Here is a 22,946-nt window from a genome sequence, read left to right as displayed (position 1 = left end):
CGGGCCGGCCGCCCACGCACCGTGCCGTGGGCAGAGGCACCCCGTGCTCTCACCGTGCTGCAGGCAGAAGCACCCCGTGCCCTCACCGCGCCGCCGCGAGGAACTGCGTCGCCGCGAGCTCCCCGTACAGAGGGTCCTCCGCCACCAGTTCCGCGTGCGTGCCGATCGCGCGGACCCGCCCCGCGTCCATCACCACGATCCGGTCGGCCAGCGTCACGGTGGACAGCCGGTGGGCGACGACCAGGACCGTCACCTCACGGGCGACCTCGGCGACGACGTCCCGGAGCGCCAGTTCGTTGACCGCGTCGAGCTGCGACGTCGCCTCGTCCAGGAGCAGCAGCCGGGGCCGGCGCAGCAGCGCGCGGGCTATCGCCACCCGCTGGCGCTCGCCTCCCGACAGCTTCGAGCCGCGGTGCCCGACGACCGTCTCCAGGCCGTCCGGCAACCGGTCCACGAGCGCGTCCAGCCTCGCCCGCACGAGGACGTCCCGGATCTCGTCCTCGGTCGCGCCGGGCGCCGCGAAGACCAGGTTCTCCCGCAGGGTCCCGGCCAGCACCGGGGCGTCCTGCTCCACATAGCCGATGGCGGCGCGCAGCTCGGCCAGCGGCCAGTCGCGTACGTCCCTGCCGTCGACCAGCACCCGGCCGCCGGTCGCCTCGTAGAAGCGCTCGACGAGGCCGAACACGGTCGTCTTGCCCGCGCCCGAAGGGCCGACGAAGGCCGTCATCCCGGCGCCGGGCACCTCGAAGGTCACGCCGTGGTGGACGTACGGCAGGCCGTCCCGGTACCGGAAGGTCACGTCCTCGAACCGCACGGACGCCGCACCGCCGGGAGCGTCGTGCCCCCGCGCCGGACCGGCCGGCTCCAGGTCCTCCGCCTCCAGCCGTTCCGCCTCCGCGATCCGGGCGACCGCCGCCGAGCCCACCTGGTACTGGGACGCCGCCTCGACCAGTTCCGTGACCGGCTCGATCAGATAGAAGAGGTAGAGCAGGAACGCCATCAGCGTGGAGACGGAGATCGCCCCCGAGGCGACCCGCGCCCCACCGATCCCCAGCACCGCCAGGAACGACACCTGCACGGCGAGGCCCACCGACGATCCGGCCACCGACTGCCACTTCGCGGTCCGCACGCCGTACCGCCAGGCCCGTCGCGCCGCCGCGTCGACGACGGCGGTCTCCCGCTCCTCGGCGCCCGACGCCTTGACCGTACGGAACGCGCCGAACACCCGCTCAAGCACGGCGGAGATCTCCCCGACCGCCTCCTGCGCCCGCTGCGTCGCCCGCGCGATCCTCGGCATCGCCAGCGCGACGGCGCCGCCGATCAGGACGATCACCCCCAGGGTGACGCCGAGCAGGACGGCGTCCATCACCGCCATCATCACCAGGGTCGCGACGAAGGAGAGGGATCCGGTGACCGCCGAGACGATCGACTGGGTGGTGACGGCGCGCAGCAGGGTGGTGTCCGAGGTGACCCGGGACATCAGATCGCCCGGCTGGGTCCGCTCCACCTCCGGTACCCGCAGCCTCAGGAGCCGCCCGATGAGCGTGCGCCGGGCGGCCAGCACGACCGACTCGGCGGTGCGCTCCAGCACATAGGCGCCGAACGCGTGGATCACCGTGCCGAGGACCACCAGCGCGGTGAGCAACAGCAGGATCCCGTTGACGGACTCGCCCGCGCCGAGCCGGTCCACCAGGGCCTTGGCGGCCAGCGGCTGCAGGAGTCCGCTCGCCGCCCCGAGCAGGGCGAGGAGCGCTCCGAACGCCACGGTCCAGCGGTGCGGCCGGAAATGGCGGTAGAGCTCCCGGAACGTCTCACGGGCGGGCAGACGGGGGGTGTCCGTCGCGGTCACGTCGGATGCAGGGGGCACGTCGGATGCAGGGGTCACACGGAGACGGACGCACCGAAGGCCCTGGCACCTGAGCCTGCGGCGCGTTCGCCGGAGCCGGTGCCGGGCGGCCCGCTCCCGCAGGTGCCGTGGGAGGTGCCGGACGTGGGTGCCGGGCCGGTGGACACGTGCCGGGGCGGCTGTGTTCCTGCGCGCGTGCCCGTCATGCCGCCGTGCCGCGGGGGCGTGCGCCGAGTCGGTGTCGAGCCGGATGATCCGGCCGGGGCGTTCGTGTCCGTGCCTGTGTGCGTCGGCCGGCCGTGCCCCGCGGAGCCGTCCCCGTCCGGACCGGCGCCCGGACGGGGGAGGTCCGCAGGCCCCGCTACTGGCCGCGCACTCCGCACAGATGGAGCAGCGCCGCCACCGAGCGGTACGGGTCCGTCCGGCCGGCGCGGTCCTCGGCCGCGAGCAGCCGGGTCAGCTCGTCCCCGCACGGCGGTTCCGCGTCGTCCGCCGCCGTGTCCGTGAAGACCCGCACCCCGTACCAGGCGTGCAGCGGCGCCGCGATCCCCTCCAGGGTCGCCGTGAGCGACCCCAGGCGGTCTCCGCGCACCTGGAGCCCGAGGCGGTTGGTGTACGTGTCCGTGTCGAAGGCGGTCAGCGTCGCGTCCCAGTCCCCGGCCAGTCCGGGCCGCATCGCCAGCGCGTCCGCGTTCCGTACGAGCAGGGACAGCAGACCGCCCGGTGCGAGCATCCGCGCCAGGCCCGCGAGCATCGCGTCGCGCTCCTCGACGTACATCAGCACGCCGTGGCACAGCACCACGTCGAAGGAGCCGGGCAGGAAGTGCACGCCCGTGTCGCGGCCGTCGCCCTCGATCATCCGGAAGCGCTCCTGGATGCCCTCGGGCTCGTGCGCCAGCGCCTCACGGGCGACCTGCAGCATCCCTGCGTCGGACTCCAGACCGGTGACCTTGTGCCCGGCCCGCGCCAGGCGCAGGGCCTGGGTGCCCTGGCCCATGCCGACGTCGAGGACGCGCAGCCGCTGACCGACGGGGAACCGGGCGGCCAGCTGCTCGTCGAGCTGCCGCGCCACGAGCTCCTGCCGGACGGTGTTGCGCAGTCCGCCGAGGCCTTTGAGCCAGGCGGCGGCGCCGCTCGCGAAACCGGAGACGTCGCCTCTGCCGGAGACGTCGGACTTCGAGGCGACGTCGGGAACCGAGGAGACGTCCGCGCTCAGGGCCGCTCTCCGCGCTTGACCTGGGGCTTGGGCAGGCGAAGCCGGCGCATCTGGAGCGTGCGCATCAGACCGTAGGCGACCGCGCCGCGCTTCGGCTCGTCCGGGAAGCGCTCGTTCAGCTGCTTCTTGAGCCGGATCCAGATGCCGATCGAGTCGATCACGATCATCACGATGACACCGAGCCACAGCAGCAGCGCGATGTTCTGCAGCTGGGGCACGCGGATCATGGAGAGCACCAGGATCACCACGGCCAGCGGCAGGAAGAACTCGGCGATGCAGAACCGCGAGTCCACGAAATCGCGGACGAAGCGCCGCACCGGGCCCTTGTCGCGCGGCGGCAGGTAGCGCTCGTCGCCACCGGCCAGCGCCTCGCGCTGCCTGGCCAGATCGGCACGGCGCGCCTCGCGCTGTCGGCGCATGGCCGCCTTGCGGTCGAGGGGTGCCGACTGCGCCCGGCGGCGCTGGGTCTGGGCCTCACTCCGCTTCGGGGTCGGGCGGCCCTTGGGGGCCTCGGGGTCGCGGGGCTGCTTGGAGAGGTCCGCCGTCACCTTGTCGGTGGGGGCCTTCTCTTCCTTGGAACGGCTACGGAACACAAAACACAAGGGTACGGGGTGGCGGGCGGCTGCCCCAGCCCCCTGGGGAACGATCCGGCAACGGCGCGCGTCCGTACGGGTCAGAAGCAGCAGGAAGGTGCACGGGGCGACACGACCGCCGCCTCCCCTGAAGACCACCTACTCCTTGCGCGGGAGCGGGGCAACCCACAGGTCCTTCTTGGGGATGAGCGCATCGGCGCTCGAACAGTGCGGTAATGGATGCAGGGCCCGTACTGTGGGTTCTGGAGAAGCCGGAGCTGAGTCCGTCAGAAGGGGGCGCGCGAAGCCCATGAGCGGTGTCATGAAGCGTATGGGGATGATCTTCCGCGCGAAGGCAAACAAGGCCCTTGACCGGGCCGAGGATCCGCGCGAGACCCTCGATTACTCGTACCAGAAGCAGCTGGAGCTGCTGCAGAAGGTCCGCCGCGGCGTCGCCGACGTGGCGACCTCCCGCAAGCGCCTGGAGCTGCAGCTGAACCAGCTCCAGAGCCAGTCCTCGAAGCTGGAGGACCAGGGCCGCAAGGCACTGGCCCTCGGTCGTGAGGACCTCGCGCGTGAGGCGCTGTCCCGCCGGGCCGCGCTCCAGCAGCAGGTCACCGATCTGGAGACCCAGCACCAGACGCTGCAGGGCGAGGAGGAGAAGCTCACGCTCGCCGCCCAGCGGCTGCAGGCCAAGGTCGACGCCTTCCGCACGAAGAAGGAGACCATCAAGGCCACCTACACGGCCGCCCAGGCGCAGACCCGGATCGGCGAGGCGTTCTCCGGCATCTCCGAGGAGATGGGCGACGTCGGTCTGGCCATCCAGCGCGCCGAGGACAAGACCGCCCAGCTGCAGGCGCGGGCCGGTGCCATCGACGAGCTCCTCGCGTCCGGTGCGCTGGACGACCCGACGGGGATGGCGAAGGACGACATCGCGGCGGAGCTGGACCGCATCTCCGGAGGCACGGACGTCGAGCTGGAGCTGCAGCGGATGAAGGCCGAGCTCGCCGGGGGCGGCACCCCGCAGCAGGCCATCGAGGGCGGCGACGGCTCGGCGCAGGACCAGGCCCAGGGCCGCACCCAGCACAAGTTCGACAAGCAGTAGGGACGGCGCGTCATGATCGTGCGGATCATGGGGGAGGGCCAGTGGACCGTGGCGGACAGCCACTTCGCCGAGCTGAACAAGCTCGACGACGAGCTGCTCGCCGAGATGGAGGCGGGTGACCAGAACGGCTTCCGCCGCACCCTCTGCGCCCTGCTCGACGAGGTGCGCCGCTGCGGGGCGCCGCTCGCGGACGACGCGCTGGAGCCCTCCGAGCTGATCCTGCCCTCCCCGGACGCGACGCTCGACGAGGTCCGCGCCATGCTCAGCGACAACGGCCTCATCCCGGGCTGACCCCCGGCCCGGCTCACGCCCTGCGACCGCGGCCCGCGTCCGGACGACCCGTCCGGCGCGGGCCGCGTCATCGGTGCCGCAGCCGCAGCCCCCGCCGCGGCCCGTCCGGTCCCAGGTGCCCCGCGTCGTCGGGCCGCCCATGCCCCGGCCGTCCCCTCCGCTGCCCCGCGGCCCCTCCGCCGCCACCCCGCCCCGGCCCCCCGTCCCACCCCGTACCGTTGCCTGACGTGACCGCACCTCTCACCGGATTCGGCCGGCTCGCGCCGACGCGCTCCTGGCTGCACGCGCACCCGACGGCGTTCGACGCAGGCCTCGCCGCCGCGGTGCTCGTCTGCATGGTCGTCGCGTCGTTCGCCGACCCCCACGGGCCGCACGGGCCGACCTTCGGCACCCGTACCCCCGAGCTCCGCAGCCTGCTGCTGATGGTGGTGGCGGCCGGGGCCCTGGTGTTCCGGCGCAGCCGCCCCATGGCCGTGCTCGCGGTCACCGGTGCCGTGTCCGTCGCCGAACTCGTCGCCGGCGACCCGCCCGCGCCCGTCGCGATGTCCGCGGTGATCGCGCTCTACACGGTCGCGTCGCGCACCGACCGCCCGACGACCTGGCGCGTCGGCCTGCCGACGATGACCGTGCTGACCGGATCGGCCATGCTGTTCGGCTCCGCGCCGTGGTACAGCCAGGAGAACCTCGGCATCTTCGCCTGGACCGGCATGGCGGCCGCGGCGGGCGACGCCGTGCGCAGCCGGCGCGCGTTCGTCGACGCCATACGGGAACGGGCCGAACGGGCCGAGCGCACCCGCGACGAGGAGGCACGCCGTCGCGTCGCCGAGGAGCGGCTGCGGATCGCCCGCGACCTCCACGACGTCGTCGCCCATCACATCGCCCTGGTGAACGTGCAGGCCGGAGTGGCGGCGCACGTCATGGACAAGCGCCCCGACCAGGCCAAGGAGGCCCTGTCCCATGTGCGGGAGGCCAGCCGCTCGGCGCTGAACGAGCTGCGGGCCACCGTCGGTCTGCTCAGGCAGTCCGGCGACCCGGAGGCACCCACGGAACCCGCGCCCGGACTGGCCGTCCTCGACCCGCTGCTCGACGGCTTCCGGCGGGCCGGACTGCCGGTCGAGCTGGCCCGCACCGACGAGGACACCGACCTCCCCGCCGCCGTCGACCTCGCCGCGTACCGGATCGTCCAGGAGGCGCTCACCAATGTGCGCAAGCACGCCGGGGCGGCGGCCAGGGCCGAGGTCAGCGTCGTACGGGTGGGCCGGACCGTGGAGGTCACCGTCCTCGACGACGGCTGCCCCGCCGGCACCGTGCGGGAGGGCGGCTCGGACGGCGACCCGGCGGGCGGGGGCGACAGCGGCGGGCACGGTCTGATCGGCATGCGCGAGCGCGTCACGGCCCTCGGCGGCACCCTGACCGCCGGCCCCCGCTACGGAGGCGGCTTCCGGGTCCAGGCGATACTGCCCGTCCAGGCCCGCGCGGAGGGGGACGAGGACGTATGACCATCAGGGTGCTGCTCGCCGACGACCAGGCTCTGCTGCGCAGCGCGTTCAAGGTGCTGGTGGACTCCGAGCCCGACATGGAGGTCGTGGGGGAGGCCGCGGACGGGGCAGAGGCCGTGGAGCTCGCCCGCTCCGCAGGCGCCGACGTCGTCCTCATGGACATCCGCATGCCCGGTACGGACGGACTCGCCGCCACCCGCATGATCAGCGCCGACCCCGGACTCGCCGAGGTGCGGGTGGTGATGCTGACGACGTTCGAGGTGGACGAGTACGTCGTCCAGTCGCTGCGGGCCGGGGCCTCCGGCTTCCTCGGCAAGGGCGCGGAGCCCGAGGAGCTGCTGAACGCCATCCGGATCGCCGCCGCCGGTGACGCGCTGCTCTCGCCCGCTGCCACGAAGGGCCTCATCGCCAAGTTCCTCGCCCAGGGCGGCAGTCCGGAGGGCGGCCAGGACTCCGGGGTGTACTCGGAACGGCTGGCCGCGCTGACGGTCCGGGAGCGCGAGGTCCTCGTCCTCGTCGCAGGCGGCCACTCCAACGACGAGATCGCGGACCGGCTGGAGGTCAGCCCGCTCACCGTCAAGACGCATGTGAACCGGGCGATGGCGAAGATCGGCGCCCGCGACCGGGCGCAATTGGTGGTCATTGCGTACGAATCGGGCCTGGTACGCCCACGGGTGGACTGAGTCTCCACCCGTCAGTACTCCATGCGGAGTATGCGGCGCGTAAGGATCTGGACCTGGGACCGACGGATCGCCCTCGCGGATGGCTGATCGTATAGACGGGCACCTGACCCCGCCCCACTCCCGCGTCAGCGAAGCCATGCCGCCGGCCACACGCCACAGAAGAGAGACCCCATGTCCTGGCTGTCCAGATTCAGCCTCGCGCAACGGGCCCTGATAGGGCTGATGTCGATCGTGGCGATCGTCTTCGGAGCGATCGCCATCCCCCAGCTCAAGCAGCAGCTGCTGCCCTCCATCGAACTGCCGATGGTGTCCGTGCTGGCCCCCTACCAGGGCGCGTCGCCCGATGTGGTCGAGAAGCAGGTCGTCGAGCCGCTCGAGAGCACCCTCAAGGCCGTCGACGGCATCAAGGGCATCACGTCCACGGCCAGCGAGGGCAACGCCGTCATCATGGCCTCGTTCGACTACGGGGACGAGGGCACCAAGCAGCTCGTCGCCGACGTCCAGCAGGCCGTGAACCGCGCCCGGGTCCAGCTGCCCGACGAGGTCGACCCGCAGGTCGTGGCCGGCTCGACCGACGACATCCCGACCGTGGTCCTCGCCGTCAGCTCGGACGAGGACCAGCAGGCCCTCGCCGGCCGGCTGGAGCGGACCGTCGTCCCGGCGCTCGAGGACATCGAGGGAGTCGGCCAGGTCAGCATCGACGGCGTCCAGGACCTCCAGGTCTCCGTCACGCCGAACGACCGGAAGCTGGCCGCGGCCGGACTGAACACGATGGCGCTGGCGGAGGCGCTCAAGGCGGGCGGCGCCACGATCCCCGCCGGCTCGTTCTCCGAGGCCGGCAGCAGCCGCACCGTCCAGGTCGGCGGCGGCTTCACCTCGCTGAAGCAGATCGAGGACCTGCGGATCGCGCCGCAGGCCGCCCCGGGCGGGAAGTCGGGCAAGCCCGCCAAGCCGGTCCGTCTCGGCGACATCGCCACCGTGGAGCAGGAGGAGTCGCAGCGCGTCTCCCTCACCCGCACCAACGGCCGGCCCAGCCTCGCCGTGATGGCCACGATGGACAAGGACGGCAGCGCCGTCGCCATCTCCGACGCGGTCAAGGAGAAGCTGCCCGGGCTCCGCAAGGACCTGGGCGCCGGAGCAGAGCTGTCCGTCGTCTCCGACCAGGGCCCGGCCGTCTCCAAGTCGATCTCCGGCCTGACGACCGAGGGCGCGCTCGGCCTGCTGTTCGCCGTGGTCATCATCCTGGTCTTCCTGGCCTCGATCCGCTCGACGCTCGTCACCGCGGTCTCCATCCCGCTGTCCGTCGTCCTCGCGCTGATCGTGCTGTGGACCCGCGACCTGTCGCTCAACATGCTCACCCTCGGCGCGCTGACCATCGCGATCGGCCGCGTCGTGGACGACTCGATCGTGGTCCTGGAGAACATCAAGCGCCACCTCGGCTACGGCGAGGAGCGCCAGGCCGCGATCCTCACCGCCGTCCGCGAGGTCGCGGGCGCGGTCACCTCCTCGACCCTCACCACGGTCGCCGTGTTCCTGCCGATCGGTCTGGTCGGCGGCATGGTCGGGGAGCTCTTCGGCTCGTTCAGCCTGACGGTCACCGCCGCGCTCCTGGCGTCCCTGCTGGTCTCGCTCACCGTCGTACCGGTGCTCTCGTACTGGTTCCTCCGCGCCCCGAAGGACGTCCGGGACGCCGATCCGGACGAGGCGCGCCGCAAGGCCGAGGAGAAGGAGGCCCGCAGCCCGCTGCAGCGGATGTACGTGCCGGTGCTGCGGTTCGCCACCCGCCGCCGTCTCACCAGCGTGGCCATCGCGCTCGTCGTGCTCGTCGGCACCTTCGGCATGGCGCCGCTCCTGAAGACGAACTTCTTCGACCAGGGCGAGCAGGAGGTCATGTCGATCAAGCAGGAGCTGAAGCCGGGCACCAGCCTGGAGGCGGCCGACGCCTCCGCGAAGAAGATCGAGAAGGTCCTCGGCGGTATCGACGAGATCGAGGACTACCAGGTCACCGTCGGTTCCTCCGGCTTCATGGCGGCCTTCGGCGGCGGTACGGGCGCCAACCAGGCCTCGTACCAGCTCACCCTGAAGGACGCGGCCTCCTACGAGAGGACCCGCGACCGCATCGACGAGGAGCTCGGCAAGCTCGACGGCATCGGCGACACGACCATCGCGGCGGGCGACGGCTTCGGCAACCAGGACCTCAGCGTCGTGGTGAAGGCCGCCGACCCGCAGACCCTGCGCGCCGCCTCCGAGCAGGTGCGGGACGAGGTCGCGAAGCTCGACGACGTCACCGATGTCCAGAGCGACCTGGCCCAGTCCGTGCCGCGGATCTCCGTCAAGGCCGATGCCAAGGCCGCCCAGGCGGGCTTCAACGACGCCACGCTGGGCGGCGCGGTCGCCCAGGCCGTCCGCGGCACCCCGGCGGCCAAGGCGATCCTGGGCGACACCGAGCGGGACGTCGTCATCACCTCCGCCGAGCCGGCGACGACGATGGCCGAGCTGAAGAAGCTCCCCCTGGGGCCGGTGAAGCTCGGGGACATCGCCGAGGTGAAGCTCGTGCCCGGCCCGGTCTCCATGACCCGTATCGACGGCGCCCGCGCCGCGACGATCACGGCGAAGCCGACCGGCGACAACACCGGTGCCGTGAGCACGGCGCTCCAGTCGAAGATCGACGCGCTGGACCTGCCGGAGGGCGCGACCGCGTCGATCGGCGGTGTCTCCGAGGACCAGGACGAGGCCTTCGCCTCGCTGGCCCTGGCGATGCTCGCGGCGATCGCGATCGTGTTCATGCTGCTGGTCGCCACGTTCAAGTCGCTGGTCCAGCCGCTGATCCTGCTGGTGTCCATCCCGTTCGCGGCGACGGGCGCGCTCGGTCTGCTGATCGCGACCGGCACCCCGATGGGTGTTCCGGCCATGATCGGCATGCTGATGCTGATCGGCATCGTGGTCACGAACGCGATCGTGCTCATCGACCTCATCAACCAGTACCGGGCGCAGGGCCTGGGCGTGGTCGAGGCGGTCGTCGAGGGCGGCCGGCACCGGCTCCGCCCGATCCTGATGACGGCCCTGGCGACGATCTTCGCGCTGCTGCCGATGGCGCTGGGCGTCACGGGCGAGGGCGGTTTCATCGCCCAGCCGCTGGCCGTGGTCGTCATCGGCGGCCTGGTGACCTCCACCCTGCTGACGCTGCTGCTGGTGCCGACGCTCTACGCGATGGTCGAGCTCCGCAAGGAGCGCCGGCGCGCGAAGCGCGAGGCGAAGCGGGCGCGGAAGTCCGGCGATGTGCCGGAGCGGGCGCAGGAGGAGTCCCCGGAGCCGGCCAACGCGTAGCCGACACGCGGCGGCCGTCCCCGCACCCCTGCCGCCCCTGGTGCCCCGGGTTCCGACCCGGGGCACCGGGGGCGGTGGCGTTCGCGCCCGTGCCGGCGCGGCTCTCCCGCGGCGCGGCGTGCCTGTCCGGCGCCGCGAACCCCTGCCCGCCCCTGGCGGCCGACGCGAGGGCCGGGACCGCTGCGCGGCTCGCGCGCGGGACAACGGCCCGGGCCGGGCGCGCCCGGCCCGCGCTCCGTCCCGGACGCAGCGACGCCCGTGTGTGCGCGGGCGTTCCCGGATCTCGTGAGGTCCAGGGGGTGCCCGGCCTGGCGGCGGGGCGCCCGGTCGCGTTCGTTCCGGGCGCCGGGTGTCACGCTCGCGTGTGCGCGGGCGCTCCGTCCCGGGGACGCCCGTGTGCGCGGGCGTTCCCGGATCTCGTGAGGTCCGGGGGGTGCCCGGCCTGGTGGTGGGGCGCGCCCGGCCCGCGCCCCGGCCCCGGAAGCGCGATCCACGCGCCCTGCCCCACCCCGCGGGAAACGCCGTCGCCCCGGCACACGGGGTGAGCCGTGTGCCGGGGCGACGCGGGGCTGCGGACGCGGCGGGCGCGTCCGTCACCGTCAGGGGAGCGCCAGCATGCGCTCCAGGGCGAGCTTGGCGAAGCTCTCGGTCTCGCTGTCGACCTGGATCCGGTTGACCAGGTTCCCCTCCGCGAGGGACTCCAGCGCCCAGACCAGGTGCGGCAGGTCGATCCGGTTCATCGTCGAGCAGAAGCAGACCGTCTTGTCGAGGAAGACGATCTCCTTGCCCTCGGGAGCGAAACGGTTCGCCAGGCGGCGAACCAGGTTCAGCTCCGTGCCGATCGCCCACTTGGAGCCCGCCGGAGCGGCCTCCAGCGCCTTGATGATGTACTCCGTGGAGCCCACGTAGTCCGCCGCCGCGACGACCTCGTGCTTGCACTCGGGGTGGACCAGGACGTTCACGCCCGGGATGCGCTCGCGGACGTCGTTCACCGAGTCCAGCGAGAAGCGGCCGTGCACGGAGCAGTGGCCGCGCCACAGGATCATCTTCGCGCCGCGGAGCTGCTCGGCGGTGAGCCCGCCGTTCGGCCGGTGCGGGTTGTAGACGACGCAGTCGTCCAGGGACATCCCCATGTCCCGGACGGCGGTGTTACGGCCGAGGTGCTGGTCGGGCAGGAAAAGGACCTTCTCGCCCTGCTCGAAGGCCCAGTCCAGCGCGCGCTTCGCGTTCGAGGACGTACAGATCGTGCCGCCGTGCTTGCCGGTGAACGCCTTGATGTCCGCGGAGGAGTTCATGTACGAGACGGGCACGGTCCGCTCCGCGACGCCGGCCTCGGTGAGGACGTCCCAGCACTCCGCGACCTGCTCGGCCGTGGCCATGTCGGCCATGGAGCAGCCGGCGGCGAGATCGGGGAGGACGACCTTCTGGTCGTCACCGGTCAGGATGTCCGCCGACTCGGCCATGAAGTGCACACCGCAGAACACGATGTACTCGGCCTCCGGCCTGGCCGCCGCGTCCCGCGCGAGCTTGAAGGAGTCGCCGGTGACGTCCGCGAACTGGATGACCTCGTCGCGCTGGTAGTGGTGGCCGAGCACGAAGACCTTGTCGCCGAGCTTCTCCTTCGCCGCACGGGCGCGTTCCACCAGGTCCGGGTCGGAGGGGGAGGGAAGGTCGCCGGGGCACTCGACGCCCCGCTCGCTCCTGGGGTCGGCCTCGCGGCCGAGCAGCAGCAGGGCGAGCGGCGTCGGCTGGACATCCTGGGAGCCCCCTGCCACGCCGGGCGCGGTGAGGGAGGGCTGGGCGGTGGTCACGTCACGCACCCTTTCTACTCTTCGGTCGGGGCGACGGAGCCGCCACCGGTGGATCCCCGGGGTGCACCGGAGAACCTTTTCGTCTATTTGACGCTATCTATCATAACCGCTTCACGTCACTTTGACGATGTCCATAGCGTCGATGTGACGCAATTCCCGGTGCCGAGCCGTCCACTGGTCGATGACCCGAAGGGAGGGCATGTGCGAGCATGAAAGGGAAAGACCGGGGCCGGTCCGGAATGAATCCGGGGCCCCGCCGGTTGCCAACGTCGGCAAGCAGTCTCCGTACAACCCGGGAGAGAAGCAGATGTCCGTATCGGACGAGACCACCACCGTGAGCGACGGCATCCTCCTGTCCGACGCCGCCGCAGCCAAGGTGAAGGCCCTTCTGGAGCAGGAGGGCCGGGACGACCTGGCGCTGCGCGTCGCGGTTCAGCCCGGTGGCTGCTCCGGCCTGCGCTACCAGCTCTTCTTCGACGAGCGCTCGCTCGACGGCGACGTCGTCAAGGAGTTCGACGGAGTCAGGGTCGTGACCGACCGCATGAGCGCGCCGTACCTCGGTGGCGCCTCCATCGACTTCGTCGACACGATCGAGAAGCAGGGCTTCACGATCGACAACCCGAACGCGACGGGCTCCTGCGCCTGCGGCGACTCCTTCAGCTGAGCCGCCCGTACGCCGGAGGGCGGTGACCCCTTCCCGGGTCACCGCCCTCCGGCGTTCGTCCGCCCGCTCGCCTGCGGAGTACGCGCCCCACCTGCGGGGCACGCGCCCCACTCGCGGGACGGCCGCTCACCCGCGGGGCACCGCTCACTTGCGGGGCACGGCGTCACCGCTCTCGACGTCGACGACCGTGCGGTCACCGAGCGGCTCGTCCAGCGTGACCTTCTCCGTCAGCTCCTTGGCGATCAGGATGCAGACCCGTCCGGGATCCGGCCGCGACTCGATGATCTTCACCTTCACCTCGGTGCCGGTCTCCTGCGCCTCCGCCGAGTAGTCGCTGCAGACCCCGCCCCAGAAGCGGAGCGTCAGGGTGCGCCCGTCCTTCGCCACGGCGTACGACTCCACGCCCCGCACCGTCGTCTCCGGCAGCTTCGAGGCGTCGGGCGGCGACGGCACCGCGGTACCGGACGGCACCGGCGGCCGCTGCGCGGCCGGCTTCAGGAACTCCGGCGCCACGGCGGGCCGGGTGATCGTGGACCCCCGGGACTCGCCCTTCGCCTCGGTCGAGAACAGCCACGAGGGCACGAGCGCGGGCCGTCCCGCGACGGAGTGCACGGCCAGCCCGAACTCCGCCCCGGTGATCGTCACCACCTCGGCCGGGCCCGGTGTACCGCTCTTCGGCTCGCACGGAGCGGCCGGCTCGTCCTCCGCCAGCGGTCCGGGCGTCGCGCAGCCCCCGATGCCGACCGTGCCGCCCCCGCCTTCCGCGTTCAGTCGCTTCAGCGTCTCCTCGGCGCCGATCACCGGGTACTCGGGTCCCCGGGACGGCTTCACCAACTGCCCGCTGCCGTTCCCGACCGTGCCGTCGGCGGCCACGTGGACGCTGGTGGCCCAGCCGAACGTGGGCAGGCCGCCGACCAGCGGATCCGCGCGCACGACCCGGTGCGTGCCCAGCGTCTGCTTCGCGTCCAGCCGCGCGTCGCCCAGGCCCAGCGCGGCCAGCACGGGAGCGGCGGCCTTCTTCGCCGCCTCCTCGCCGACCGTCCGCACCAACGGCAGCCGGTGCGCCGAGGGCACCGACCCGCCGGGGGTGCACACGTCCTTCTTCTTCACGCAGTCGTCCCCCTTCGGCTGCCCGTAGGCGCTGAACGTCCACGTGCCCGGGGCCTGCCGGTTCACCTGGAGCAGGGGGCCGCCGCCGTCCCCGTCCGTACCGGACCTCCACACTCCGCCCTGCAGCCGCGGTGGGCCCGGTACGCCGAGCGCCCTGGCCAGCGCCTCGACCTGCGCCTTCCCGACCGTCCCGTTCACCTTCCAGAGGTGAGCGGAACCGGGGCCGTCCGGCAGCGCGGTCCGCGCCCGGTACTCCACGCCGTGCGGGCCTGGCTCGCCGACCGCGATCCCCGTGCCGCCGTCCAGCGCCAGCGGCGGGGGCTTCGGGTCCGTCCCCGGCGCGCCGCCCCCGCCGTCGGAGGCGGTCGTGGCCAGCCAGGCGCCGCCACCCCCGGCGAGCAGCACCGCGGCGGCCACGGACGCTACGGCCAGCGGAGACCTCCGAAGACGCCGGACCACGGTGCCCTCGGGACCACCGGCGTCGTCGACGCTTTTCTGGGGGTGCTCTGTGCTGCTCACCGCATCGCTCCTTCGGGACCCTCTTCGGGTGACACCCATGGGACGGAGTGGGGGAGCGCGCGGTTCCCGCAGTGCGCCGTGTGCCGTAGCGGACCGCTGGAGTACGGGTCAGTCGCCGTACACGGACATCGAGCCGACCAGCCGCACCGACGCCGGGGAGACGGCGACCCCGTGGATCAGCGACGGAGGCACCGGAGCGGCCGCGGCGATCGGCGGCACCACCCAGTGCGGCGCCATCCGCGCGCTGTCGCCGCGCAGCTCCGCCAGACTGATCTCGATCTGCCCGGGCTCGGCCGGCCGGCGCTCCCGGAAGGCGATGTACGACGTGGGGTTCGGCATACGGGCACCGTACGCAGGGTGACGCTGAGGCAAAAGCCCTACTATCGGGTAGTTTCCGTCCTACAGAGGAGCCTGTCCGAACCGGTAGCGTTAACTGTCAACTCCGCCTCCCTCCAGGAGCACTCAGCCGTGCGAATCGCAGTCACCGGCTCCATCGCCACCGACCATCTGATGACCTTTCCCGGCCGCTTCGCCGACCAACTGGTCGCGGACCAGCTCCACACGGTCTCCCTCTCCTTCCTCGTCGACAACCTCGATGTGCGCAGAGGAGGGGTCGGCGCCAACATCTGCTTCGGGATGGGCCAGCTCGGCACCAACCCGGTCCTGGTCGGAGCGGCGGGCTCCGACTTCGACGAGTACCGCGCCTGGCTCGACCGGCACGGCGTCGACACCGCGTCCGTACGGATCTCCGAGGTGCTGCACACCGCGCGCTTCGTCTGCACGACCGACGCCGACCACAACCAGATCGGCTCCTTCTACACGGGCGCGATGAGCGAGGCGCGCCAGATCGAGCTGAAGTCGGTCGCGGACCGCGTCGGCGGACTGGACCTGGTGCTCATCGGCGCCGACGACCCCGAGGCGATGCTGCGCCACACGGAGGAGTGCCGGTCCCGGGGCATCCCGTTCGCCGCCGACTTCTCGCAGCAGATCGCGCGGATGAACGGCGACGAGATCCGGATACTGCTGGACGGGGCGACCTACCTCTTCTCCAACGAGTACGAGAAGGGGCTCATCGAGTCGAAGACGGGCTGGACGGACGAGGAGATCCTGGACCGCGTCGGGCACCGCGTCACCACGCTCGGCTCGCGCGGGGTGCGCATCGAGACCAAGGGTGAGCCGTCGATCGAGGTCGGCTGCCCCGAGGAGGACTCCAAGGTCGACCCGACGGGCGTCGGCGACGCGTTCCGCGCGGGCTTCCTGTCGGGCCTGTCGTGGGGCGTCGGCCAGGAGCGCGCCGCGCAGGTCGGCTGCATGCTCGCGACCCTGGTCATCGAGACGCTGGGCACCCAGGAGTACACGCTGCGCCGCGCCCACTTCATGGACCGCTTCACGAAGGCGTACGGCCACGACGCCGCCTCGGACGTCCGGGCGCACCTGTCCTGACCCGGGCCGCCGCCGCGGCCCCGGACGCCACGCCCGCAGAGCCTCGCGCCCTGCCGGGCGTGGCGTTCCGCCGTTCCGGGGCCCGCCGGGACCCCGCCGGTTCTTCCGGAGCCGCCGCCCTGGAAGGCACCCGGCGCGGTACGCGGCCGCCGTCAGCCCCGGCGGCGCACCACGTACGCCGTCCCGCCGGGAGCGGGGGACTCGCCCACGTACTCCTGGTCGCGCATCTCGCACCAGGCGGGGATGTCGAGCCGGGCCGCCTCGTCGTCGGCGAGCACGGTGACGGTGCCGCCGACCGGGACGTCCCCGATGACCTTGGCGAGTTCGATGACGGGGACGGGGCAGCGCTTGCCGAGGGCGTCCACCACGAGGGACCCGGGCCCGGCGGGCGAAGGGGCCTCGGCCGCCGGTGCCCCCAGGCGCCCGCGGACGCCGGCGACGATCCCCGGCAGGACCTCCAGGAAGCGGTCGACGTCCTCCTCCGCCGTGCCCGACGGCAGGGACACCCGTACGTTGCCCTCGCTCAGGACGCCCATCGCCCGCAGCACATGGCTCGGGGTGAGCGTCGAACTCGTGCAGGACGAGCCCGAGGAGACGGAGAAGCCCGCCCGGTCCAGCTCGTGCAGCACCGTCTCCCCGTCGACGTAGAGACAGGAGAAGGTGACGAGGTGGGGGAGCCGGCGCACCGGGTCGCCGACCACCTCGACGTCCGGCACCAGCTCCGGGACCCGCGTGCGGATCCGGTCCACCAGCTCCCGCAGCCGCCGGGCCTCCGACCCCGCCTCGTCCCGCACGGCCCGCAGCGACGCCGCGGCCGCCACGATCGCCGGGATGTTCTCGAAGCCGGGGGCGCGCCCCGACTCCCGTTCGTCGGCGGGGTCCTGCGGGGCGAAGCGGACCCCCTTGCGGACCACGAGGAGTCCCACACCCGCCGGACCGCCCCATTTGTGTGCGCTCGCGGTGAGCAACGACCAGTCCCCGGCGACCCGGCCCCAGCCGAGGGACTGCGCGGCGTCGACGAGCAGCGGCACGCCCGCCGTCCGGCAGCGCTCGGCCACCTCGGCGACCGGCTGCTCGGTCCCCACCTCGTGGTTCGCCGACTGCAGGCACGCCAGTGCCGTGTCCGCGCGCAGTGCCTCTCCGAAGCCGCCCGGTGACACGGCGCCCCACCGGTCCACGGGCACCTCGGTGACGGGACGGCCCTCCGCCGCGTGCAGCACGGCCGAGTGCTCGACCGCGGACACGACCAGGTGACTCCCGACCCGCCGCCGGCCGGCGAGGGCGCCCGAGATGCCCGTATGGAGGGCACGTGTCCCCGAAGAGGTGAAAACGAGCTCGTCGGGGCGGCAGCCCACGGCGTCCGCCGTCGCCTCCCGTGCCGCGTCCAGCAGCAGCCGCGCGCGCCGGCCCTCGCGGTACAGCCGGGCGGGGTCCGCCCATCCCTCGTCCAGGGACGCCTGGAGCGCCTGCCGGGCGACGGGGTGCAGGGGAGCGGAGGACGCGGCGTCGAAGTAGGGCACGCGCCCACGCTAACGCGCGGGACGTAAGAAGGCGTCAGAAGGCGGCCGCGGGCGCACAGTCCGGGGCCTGTGACCAGGCCAGGCACGGCCTCCGGAACCGTACGGTCCACCCCTTCGGGTCGTCGGACGGCGCGTTGGGCACCCTCCATGCGCGACCCCAAATAGCGTCCAGTAGGGTTTGGTCCGCATAAACATCCAAACCCCTGCCCGCGCCAGGGCCGGCGACCGACCAGCAGACGGCCGCGGGCGGCCGCGCGGGCGAGACTCTCGGGAAGGCGCTACGTGAGTCCCAACGGCTCCGACCTCCCCCACCGCCCGAACGGCGGGGGCGGTACCCCCATGTCGCGGCGCCCGATGCGGCAGAAGCTGCCGCAGGTGCTGACGGCGGGCTTGATCGTGGCAACCGCCACGGGTTGCTCCCCCACTTGGGAGGACTTCCCCCGCCTCGGTATGCCCACCCCCGTCACGGAGGAGGCTCCCCGGATCCTCTCCCTCTGGCAGGGCTCGTGGGCGGCTGCCCTCGCCGTGGGCGTGCTGGTGTGGGGTCTGATCCTGTGGAGCGTCATCTTCCACCGGCGCAGCCGGACCAAGGTCGAGGTTCCCCCGCAGACCCGGTACAACATGCCCATCGAGGCGCTGTACACCGTGGTCCCGCTCATCATCGTCTCGGTGCTGTTCTACTTCACCGCGCGTGACGAGTCGAAGCTCCTGGCCCTCTCCGACAAGCCTGCCCACACCATCAACGTGGTCGGCTACCAGTGGAGCTGGGGCTTCAACTACCTCGAGGACGTGGACGGGAACCCGGCCACCGGCGATGCCGCGGCGCAGAAGACCCTCAACGCGATTCCGGACAAGTACACCAACGACTTCCCCAAGGGTGCCGAGGGCGTCTACGACGCCGGCATCCCGGGCGACCGGAACCCGCAGACCGGCAACCCCGGCCCCACGCTGTGGCTGCCGAAGGGTGAGAAGGTCCGCTTCATCCTGACCTCGCGGGACGTCATCCACTCCTTCTGGGTGGTTCCCTTCCTGTTCAAGCAGGACGTCATCCCGGGTCACACCAACGTCTTCGAGGTCACTCCGAACAAGGAGGGCACCTTCCTGGGCAAGTGCGCCGAGCTCTGCGGTGTCGACCACTCCCGGATGCTCTTCAACGTCAAGGTCGTCTCCCCGGAGCGCTACCAGCAGCACCTGAAGGAGCTGGCCGAGAAGGGGCAGACCGGCTTCATCCCGTCGGGCATCGCGCAGTCTGACCCGGCCCGGAATGCGGAGAAGAACCAACTGTGAGCATCCTCAACGAACCCCAGGGTGCCGCGACGGCCGACGACTCGTACGAGAACGAGCTCCCCGTCCGGCGCCGGCAGCCCGGCAACGTGGTCGTGAAGTGGCTCACCACCACCGACCACAAGACGATCGGCACGCTCTACCTGGCGACCTCGTTCTTCTTCTTCTGCATCGGCGGCGTCATGGCGCTCTTCATGCGCGCCGAGCTCGCCCGTCCGGGCACGCAGATCATGTCGAACGAGCAGTTCAACCAGGCGTTCACGATGCACGGCACCGTGATGCTGCTGATGTTCGCGACGCCGCTGTTCGCCGGATTCGCCAACTGGATCATGCCGCTGCAGATCGGCGCGCCCGACGTGGCGTTCCCGCGGCTGAACATGTTCGCGTACTGGCTCTACCTCTTCGGCTCGCTCATCGCGGTGGGCGGCTTCCTCACCCCGAACGGTGCGGCCGACTTCGGCTGGTTCGCCTACTCCCCGCTGTCGGACGCCGTCCGCTCGCCGGGTGTCGGCGCCGATCTGTGGATCATGGGTCTGGCCTTCTCCGGCTTCGGCACGATCCTCGGCTCGGTCAACTTCATCACCACGATCATCTGCATGCGCGCCCCGGGCATGACGATGTTCCGCATGCCGATCTTCACCTGGAACGTGCTGCTGACCGGTGTGCTGGTCCTGCTGGCCTTCCCGGTGCTGGCCGCCGCCCTGTTCGCCCTGGAGGCGGACCGCAAGTTCGGCGCCCACATCTTCGACGCGGCCAACGGCGGCGCGTTGCTGTGGCAACACCTCTTCTGGTTCTTCGGCCATCCGGAGGTGTACATCATCGCGCTGCCGTTCTTCGGCATCGTCTCCGAGATCATTCCGGTGTTCAGCCGCAAGCCGATGTTCGGCTACATCGGCCTGGTGGCCGCGACCATCGCGATCGCCGGTCTGTCCGTGACCGTGTGGGCCCACCACATGTACGTCACCGGCGGGGTGCTGCTGCCGTTCTTCTCCTTCATGACCTTCCTGATCGCGGTACCGACCGGTGTGAAGTTCTTCAACTGGATCGGCACCATGTGGAAGGGCTCGTTGTCCTTCGAGACCCCGATGCTCTGGACGATCGGCTTCCTGATCACCTTCACCTTCGGTGGTCTGACCGGCGTCATCCTGGCCTCGCCCCCGATGGACTTCCACGTCTCCGACTCGTACTTCGTCGTCGCGCACTTCCACTACGTCGTCTTCGGCACCGTGGTCTTCGCGATGTTCGCCGGATTCCACTTCTGGTGGCCGAAGTTCACCGGCAAGATGCTGGACGAGCGCCTCGGCAAGATCACGTTCTGGACGCTGTTCATCGGCTTCCACGGCACGTTCCTGGTCCAGCACTGGCTGGGCGCCGAGGGCATGCCGCGGCGTTACGCGGACTACCTGGCCGCCGACGGCTTCACCGCGCTGAACACCATCTCGACGATCAGCTCGTTCCTGCTCGGCCTGTCGATCCTCCCGTTCGTCTACAACGTGTGGAAGACGGCCAAGTACGGCAAGAAGATCGAGGTCGACGACCCGTGGGGCTACGGCCGTTCGCTCGAATGGGCGACGTCCTGCCCGCCGCCGCGGCACAACTTCCTCACCCTGCCGCGGATCCGCTCCGAATCCCCGGCCTTCGATCTGCACCACCCGGAGATCGCGGCTCTCGACCAGCTCGACCACGCCGGTCACGGTGCCATCACCGCTGACAAGGAGGCCGGCAAGTGAAGATCCAAGGCAGGATGTTCATCTGGCTGAGCGTCTTCATCCTCGCCATGGCCATCCTCTACGGCGTGTGGTCGAAGGAGCCGGCCGGTACGACCGCGCTCTTCCTGGCCTTCGGCCTGAGCATCATGATCGGCTACTACCTGGCCTTCACGGCCCGGCGAGTGGACGCCATGGCACAGGACGACAAGGAGGCCGACGTCGCGGACGAGGCCGGTGAGGTCGGCTTCTTCTCGCCGCACAGCTGGCAGCCGCTCTCCCTCGCGTTCGGCGGTGCGCTGGCCTTCCTGTCCGTCGCGATGGGCTGGTGGATCATGTACTTCTCGGCCCCGCTGATCCTGGTCGGCGTTTTCGGCTGGGTGTTCGAGTACTACCGCGGAGAGAACCAGAACCAGTAGCGGCCGCACCGCTCCGGACCACGCAGGGGCCCGGACACTGACCCGAAAGGGTGGTGTCCGGGCCCCTCGTTTGCAGTCATCCGGCGCGCCGCTGCCGGAGGTTCTTCATAGCGTGTGCTCATGAACGACACGCCGCGCAAGCGCACCGTAGCGAGCTGCACCGTGCTCGCCCTGGCCCTCGGGGCCGGGGTGACCGCGTGCAGCGGCCAGGACAGCCACCCGTTGTCGGCGAGGCCGTACGACGCGGCGCGTCAGGTCGCCTTCAACGCGCCCCCCTCGGGCACCAAGGCGGATCCGGACAAGCCCCTGGTGGTCACCGCCAAGGGCAAGGACGGCCGGATCACGGACGTCACCGCCGTCGACACCGCCGGTCGCTATCTGGCGGGCGAACTCTCCGCGAACGGGGCGAGATGGCGCTCCACGGGCCCTCTCGCGGCCGGAACGCGCTACACCGTCAAGGTCTCCACGGAGAACGGCGGCGGCGCTCCCGGCGTCCGTACGCTCACTTTCGAGACCGCCTCCCCGAAGCGGCTCCTGGGCGTGGAACTGGGTCCGAAGACGGGCACGTACGGGGTCGGCCAGCCCGTCATCGCCGAGCTCAACCACCCCGTGGCAGCCAAGGCCGACCGGGCCGCGGTCGAACGGTCCCTCAAGGTCACCTCGTCCCCCGAGGTCGAGGGCGCCTGGCACTGGGTGGACGACAAGAAGCTGCACTACCGCCCGAAGGAGTACTGGCCCGCCGGCGCCTCCGTCGAGGTGCGCAGCAACCTGGACGGCGTGAAGGTCGGAGACCGGCTGTACGGCGGTCCCACGAAGCCCCTGAAGCTGACCATCGGCGACCGCGTGGAGGCCGTCACCGACGCCTCCACGCACCAGATGACGGTCAAGCGCAACGGGGAAGTGATCAACACCATTCCGGTGACCACCGGCAAGCCGGGCTTCTCCACGCGCAACGGCGTCAAGGTGGTGCTCGGCAAGGAGTACTTCGTCCGTATGCGCGGTACCAGCATCGGCATCCCGGTGGGCAGCGCGGAGTCCTACGACCTGCCCGTCTACTACGCGACGCGGGTCACCTGGAGCGGTGAGTACGTCCACGCCGCGCCGTGGTCCGTCGGCTCCCAGGGGTACGCGAACGTCAGCCACGGCTGCACCGGCATGTCCACCGGCAACGCGGCCTGGTTCTTCAGGACCGTCCGTGAGGGTGACATCGTCAAGGTCGTCAACAGCCTGGGTGCCCCGATGGACCCGTTCGGGAACGGCTTCGGCGACTGGAACCTCGAATGGGACGAATGGCGCGCCGGCAGCGCGCTGCTGGAGGGCACCCGGGACGGCAGCAGCGCGGCCGACGTCGCACGGCTGCGCCCCCGGGTCTGAGGCGAGCGGGACGGGCCCCGGCCTCAGGCCGCGGCCCGTCCTCCGCGCAGCAGGCCGGCCAGGGCGTCGGCGAACTCCACCGGGTCGACGGGGAGCGTCACCGCGGCGTCCGCGCGGCTCCAGGTGGCCAGCCAGGCGTCCTGCGGGCGCCCCATCAGCACCAGGACCGGCGGGCAGCGGAAGATCTCGTCCTTGAGCTGCCTGCACACGCCCATGCCGCCGGCGGGCACCGCCTCGCCGTCGAGCACGCAGACGTCGATCCCGCCCTTGTCCAGCTCCTTGAGCACCGCGGGCAGGGTCGCGCACTCGATGAACTCGACCGCGGGAACGTCGGCGGCCGGGCGGCGGCCCGTGGCGAGCCGCACCTGTTCGCGGGTGCCGGCGTTGTCGCTGTACACCAGCACCGTGGCGGTCGACTGCATTGTTCCTCCGGGTTCGTCGGGGAGAACGGGGCTGCACCGATGCGCCGGATGCTACTCCTCACCGGGCCCGCTCAGCACCGCTCGTACCGGCTCAATGACTGCTTTTGATGGGCCGTTCGGGCTGGACACGACTCA

19 protein-coding genes are annotated in these 22,946 nt (G+C 71.6%); 11 read left to right on the top strand and 8 right to left on the bottom strand.

Going from position 1 to position 22,946, the window contains the following annotated elements:
- Nucleotides 1-82: 82 nt before the first annotated feature.
- From QRN89_RS09080 to QRN89_RS09070, 3 genes are all read right to left on the bottom strand, one after another.
- Nucleotides 83-1,849, bottom strand: coding sequence for an ABC transporter ATP-binding protein (locus tag QRN89_RS09080; protein ID WP_290348837.1), 1,767 nt, complete (start codon nucleotides 1,847-1,849; stop codon nucleotides 83-85).
- Nucleotides 1,850-2,207: 358 nt separating this feature from the next.
- Complete coding sequence (locus QRN89_RS09075; protein ID WP_290348836.1) at nucleotides 2,208-2,918, bottom strand: class I SAM-dependent methyltransferase; 711 nt, start codon at nucleotides 2,916-2,918, stop codon at nucleotides 2,208-2,210.
- A gap of 140 nt (nucleotides 2,919-3,058) precedes the next feature.
- Nucleotides 3,059-3,655: a DUF3043 domain-containing protein gene (locus QRN89_RS09070; protein ID WP_290348835.1), complete on the bottom strand. Its 597-nt coding sequence runs from the start codon at nucleotides 3,653-3,655 to the stop codon at nucleotides 3,059-3,061.
- 289 nt (nucleotides 3,656-3,944) lie between these two features.
- Between QRN89_RS09070 and QRN89_RS09065 the strand changes: the two genes are divergently transcribed.
- From QRN89_RS09065 to QRN89_RS09045, 5 genes are all read left to right on the top strand, one after another.
- Nucleotides 3,945-4,739, top strand: a complete 795-nt coding sequence (locus QRN89_RS09065; protein ID WP_290348834.1) for a PspA/IM30 family protein — start codon at nucleotides 3,945-3,947, stop codon at nucleotides 4,737-4,739.
- Between the two features lie 12 nt (nucleotides 4,740-4,751).
- Nucleotides 4,752-5,030 carry a PspA-associated protein PspAA gene (gene pspAA / locus QRN89_RS09060; RefSeq protein ID WP_290348833.1) on the top strand — a complete coding sequence of 93 codons (279 nt, stop codon included), beginning with the start codon at nucleotides 4,752-4,754 and terminating at the stop codon, nucleotides 5,028-5,030.
- 227 nt (nucleotides 5,031-5,257) lie between these two features.
- Nucleotides 5,258-6,529 carry a sensor histidine kinase gene (locus QRN89_RS09055; RefSeq protein WP_290348832.1) on the top strand — a complete coding sequence of 424 codons (1,272 nt, stop codon included), beginning with the start codon at nucleotides 5,258-5,260 and terminating at the stop codon, nucleotides 6,527-6,529.
- Complete coding sequence (locus tag QRN89_RS09050) at nucleotides 6,526-7,212, top strand: response regulator (protein ID WP_290348831.1); 687 nt, start codon at nucleotides 6,526-6,528, stop codon at nucleotides 7,210-7,212. Before QRN89_RS09055 ends, QRN89_RS09050 begins: the two co-directional genes overlap by 4 nt.
- A 171-nt stretch (nucleotides 7,213-7,383) precedes the next feature.
- Nucleotides 7,384-10,539 (top strand): efflux RND transporter permease subunit, encoded by a 3,156-nt coding sequence (locus QRN89_RS09045; RefSeq protein WP_290348830.1) that lies wholly within the window; start codon nucleotides 7,384-7,386, stop codon nucleotides 10,537-10,539.
- Nucleotides 10,540-11,138: 599 nt separating this feature from the next.
- Here QRN89_RS09045 and nadA read toward each other — a convergent pair.
- Nucleotides 11,139-12,359: a quinolinate synthase NadA gene (gene nadA / locus QRN89_RS09040; RefSeq protein ID WP_384146308.1), complete on the bottom strand. Its 1,221-nt coding sequence runs from the start codon at nucleotides 12,357-12,359 to the stop codon at nucleotides 11,139-11,141.
- Nucleotides 12,360-12,657: 298 nt separating this feature from the next.
- Here nadA and QRN89_RS09035 point away from each other — a divergent pair, with 298 nt between their 5' ends.
- Complete coding sequence (locus QRN89_RS09035) at nucleotides 12,658-13,014, top strand: HesB/IscA family protein (protein ID WP_017950180.1); 357 nt, start codon at nucleotides 12,658-12,660, stop codon at nucleotides 13,012-13,014.
- A gap of 144 nt (nucleotides 13,015-13,158) precedes the next feature.
- Here QRN89_RS09035 and QRN89_RS09030 read toward each other — a convergent pair whose 3' ends face one another.
- Nucleotides 13,159-14,643, bottom strand: coding sequence for a hypothetical protein (locus tag QRN89_RS09030; protein ID WP_290348829.1), 1,485 nt, complete (start codon nucleotides 14,641-14,643; stop codon nucleotides 13,159-13,161).
- A 108-nt stretch (nucleotides 14,644-14,751) separates the two neighbouring features.
- Entirely contained in the window at nucleotides 14,752-14,982 is a 231-nt protein-coding gene (locus tag QRN89_RS09025) for a hypothetical protein (protein ID WP_290348828.1), read from the bottom strand.
- A gap of 129 nt (nucleotides 14,983-15,111) precedes the next feature.
- Between QRN89_RS09025 and QRN89_RS09020 the strand changes: the two genes are divergently transcribed.
- Nucleotides 15,112-16,086: a carbohydrate kinase family protein gene (locus tag QRN89_RS09020; RefSeq protein ID WP_290348827.1), complete on the top strand. Its 975-nt coding sequence runs from the start codon at nucleotides 15,112-15,114 to the stop codon at nucleotides 16,084-16,086.
- Nucleotides 16,087-16,238: 152 nt separating this feature from the next.
- On the opposite strand, the gene QRN89_RS09015 is transcribed toward QRN89_RS09020, so the two are convergent.
- Complete coding sequence (locus QRN89_RS09015) at nucleotides 16,239-17,606, bottom strand: cysteine desulfurase/sulfurtransferase TusA family protein (RefSeq protein ID WP_290348826.1); 1,368 nt, start codon at nucleotides 17,604-17,606, stop codon at nucleotides 16,239-16,241.
- A gap of 282 nt (nucleotides 17,607-17,888) precedes the next feature.
- Between QRN89_RS09015 and ctaC the strand changes: the two genes are divergently transcribed.
- From ctaC to QRN89_RS08995, 4 genes are all read left to right on the top strand, one after another.
- Nucleotides 17,889-18,893 carry an aa3-type cytochrome oxidase subunit II gene (gene ctaC / locus QRN89_RS09010; protein WP_390702472.1) on the top strand — a complete coding sequence of 335 codons (1,005 nt, stop codon included), beginning with the start codon at nucleotides 17,889-17,891 and terminating at the stop codon, nucleotides 18,891-18,893.
- Complete coding sequence (gene ctaD / locus QRN89_RS09005) at nucleotides 18,890-20,620, top strand: aa3-type cytochrome oxidase subunit I (protein WP_290348824.1); 1,731 nt, start codon at nucleotides 18,890-18,892, stop codon at nucleotides 20,618-20,620. Before ctaC ends, ctaD begins: the two co-directional genes overlap by 4 nt.
- A complete protein-coding gene (locus tag QRN89_RS09000; protein WP_290348823.1) occupies nucleotides 20,617-21,015 on the top strand; it encodes a cytochrome c oxidase subunit 4 in 399 nt (132 codons plus the stop codon). Before ctaD ends, QRN89_RS09000 begins: the two co-directional genes overlap by 4 nt.
- Before the next feature lie 120 nt (nucleotides 21,016-21,135).
- Nucleotides 21,136-22,389, top strand: a complete 1,254-nt coding sequence (locus QRN89_RS08995; RefSeq protein WP_290348822.1) for a L,D-transpeptidase — start codon at nucleotides 21,136-21,138, stop codon at nucleotides 22,387-22,389.
- Between the two features lie 23 nt (nucleotides 22,390-22,412).
- Here the strand turns inward: QRN89_RS08995 and QRN89_RS08990 are convergent, their stop codons facing one another.
- Entirely contained in the window at nucleotides 22,413-22,811 is a 399-nt protein-coding gene (locus QRN89_RS08990) for a hypothetical protein (protein WP_290348821.1), read from the bottom strand.
- Between the last annotated feature and the right edge of the window lie 135 nt (nucleotides 22,812-22,946).

It is taken from the genome of Streptomyces sp. HUAS CB01 (assembly GCF_030406905.1).
Taxonomy (GTDB): domain Bacteria; phylum Actinomycetota; class Actinomycetes; order Streptomycetales; family Streptomycetaceae; genus Streptomyces; species Streptomyces chengbuensis.
This window is presented reverse-complemented; position numbering and strand designations above follow the sequence as displayed.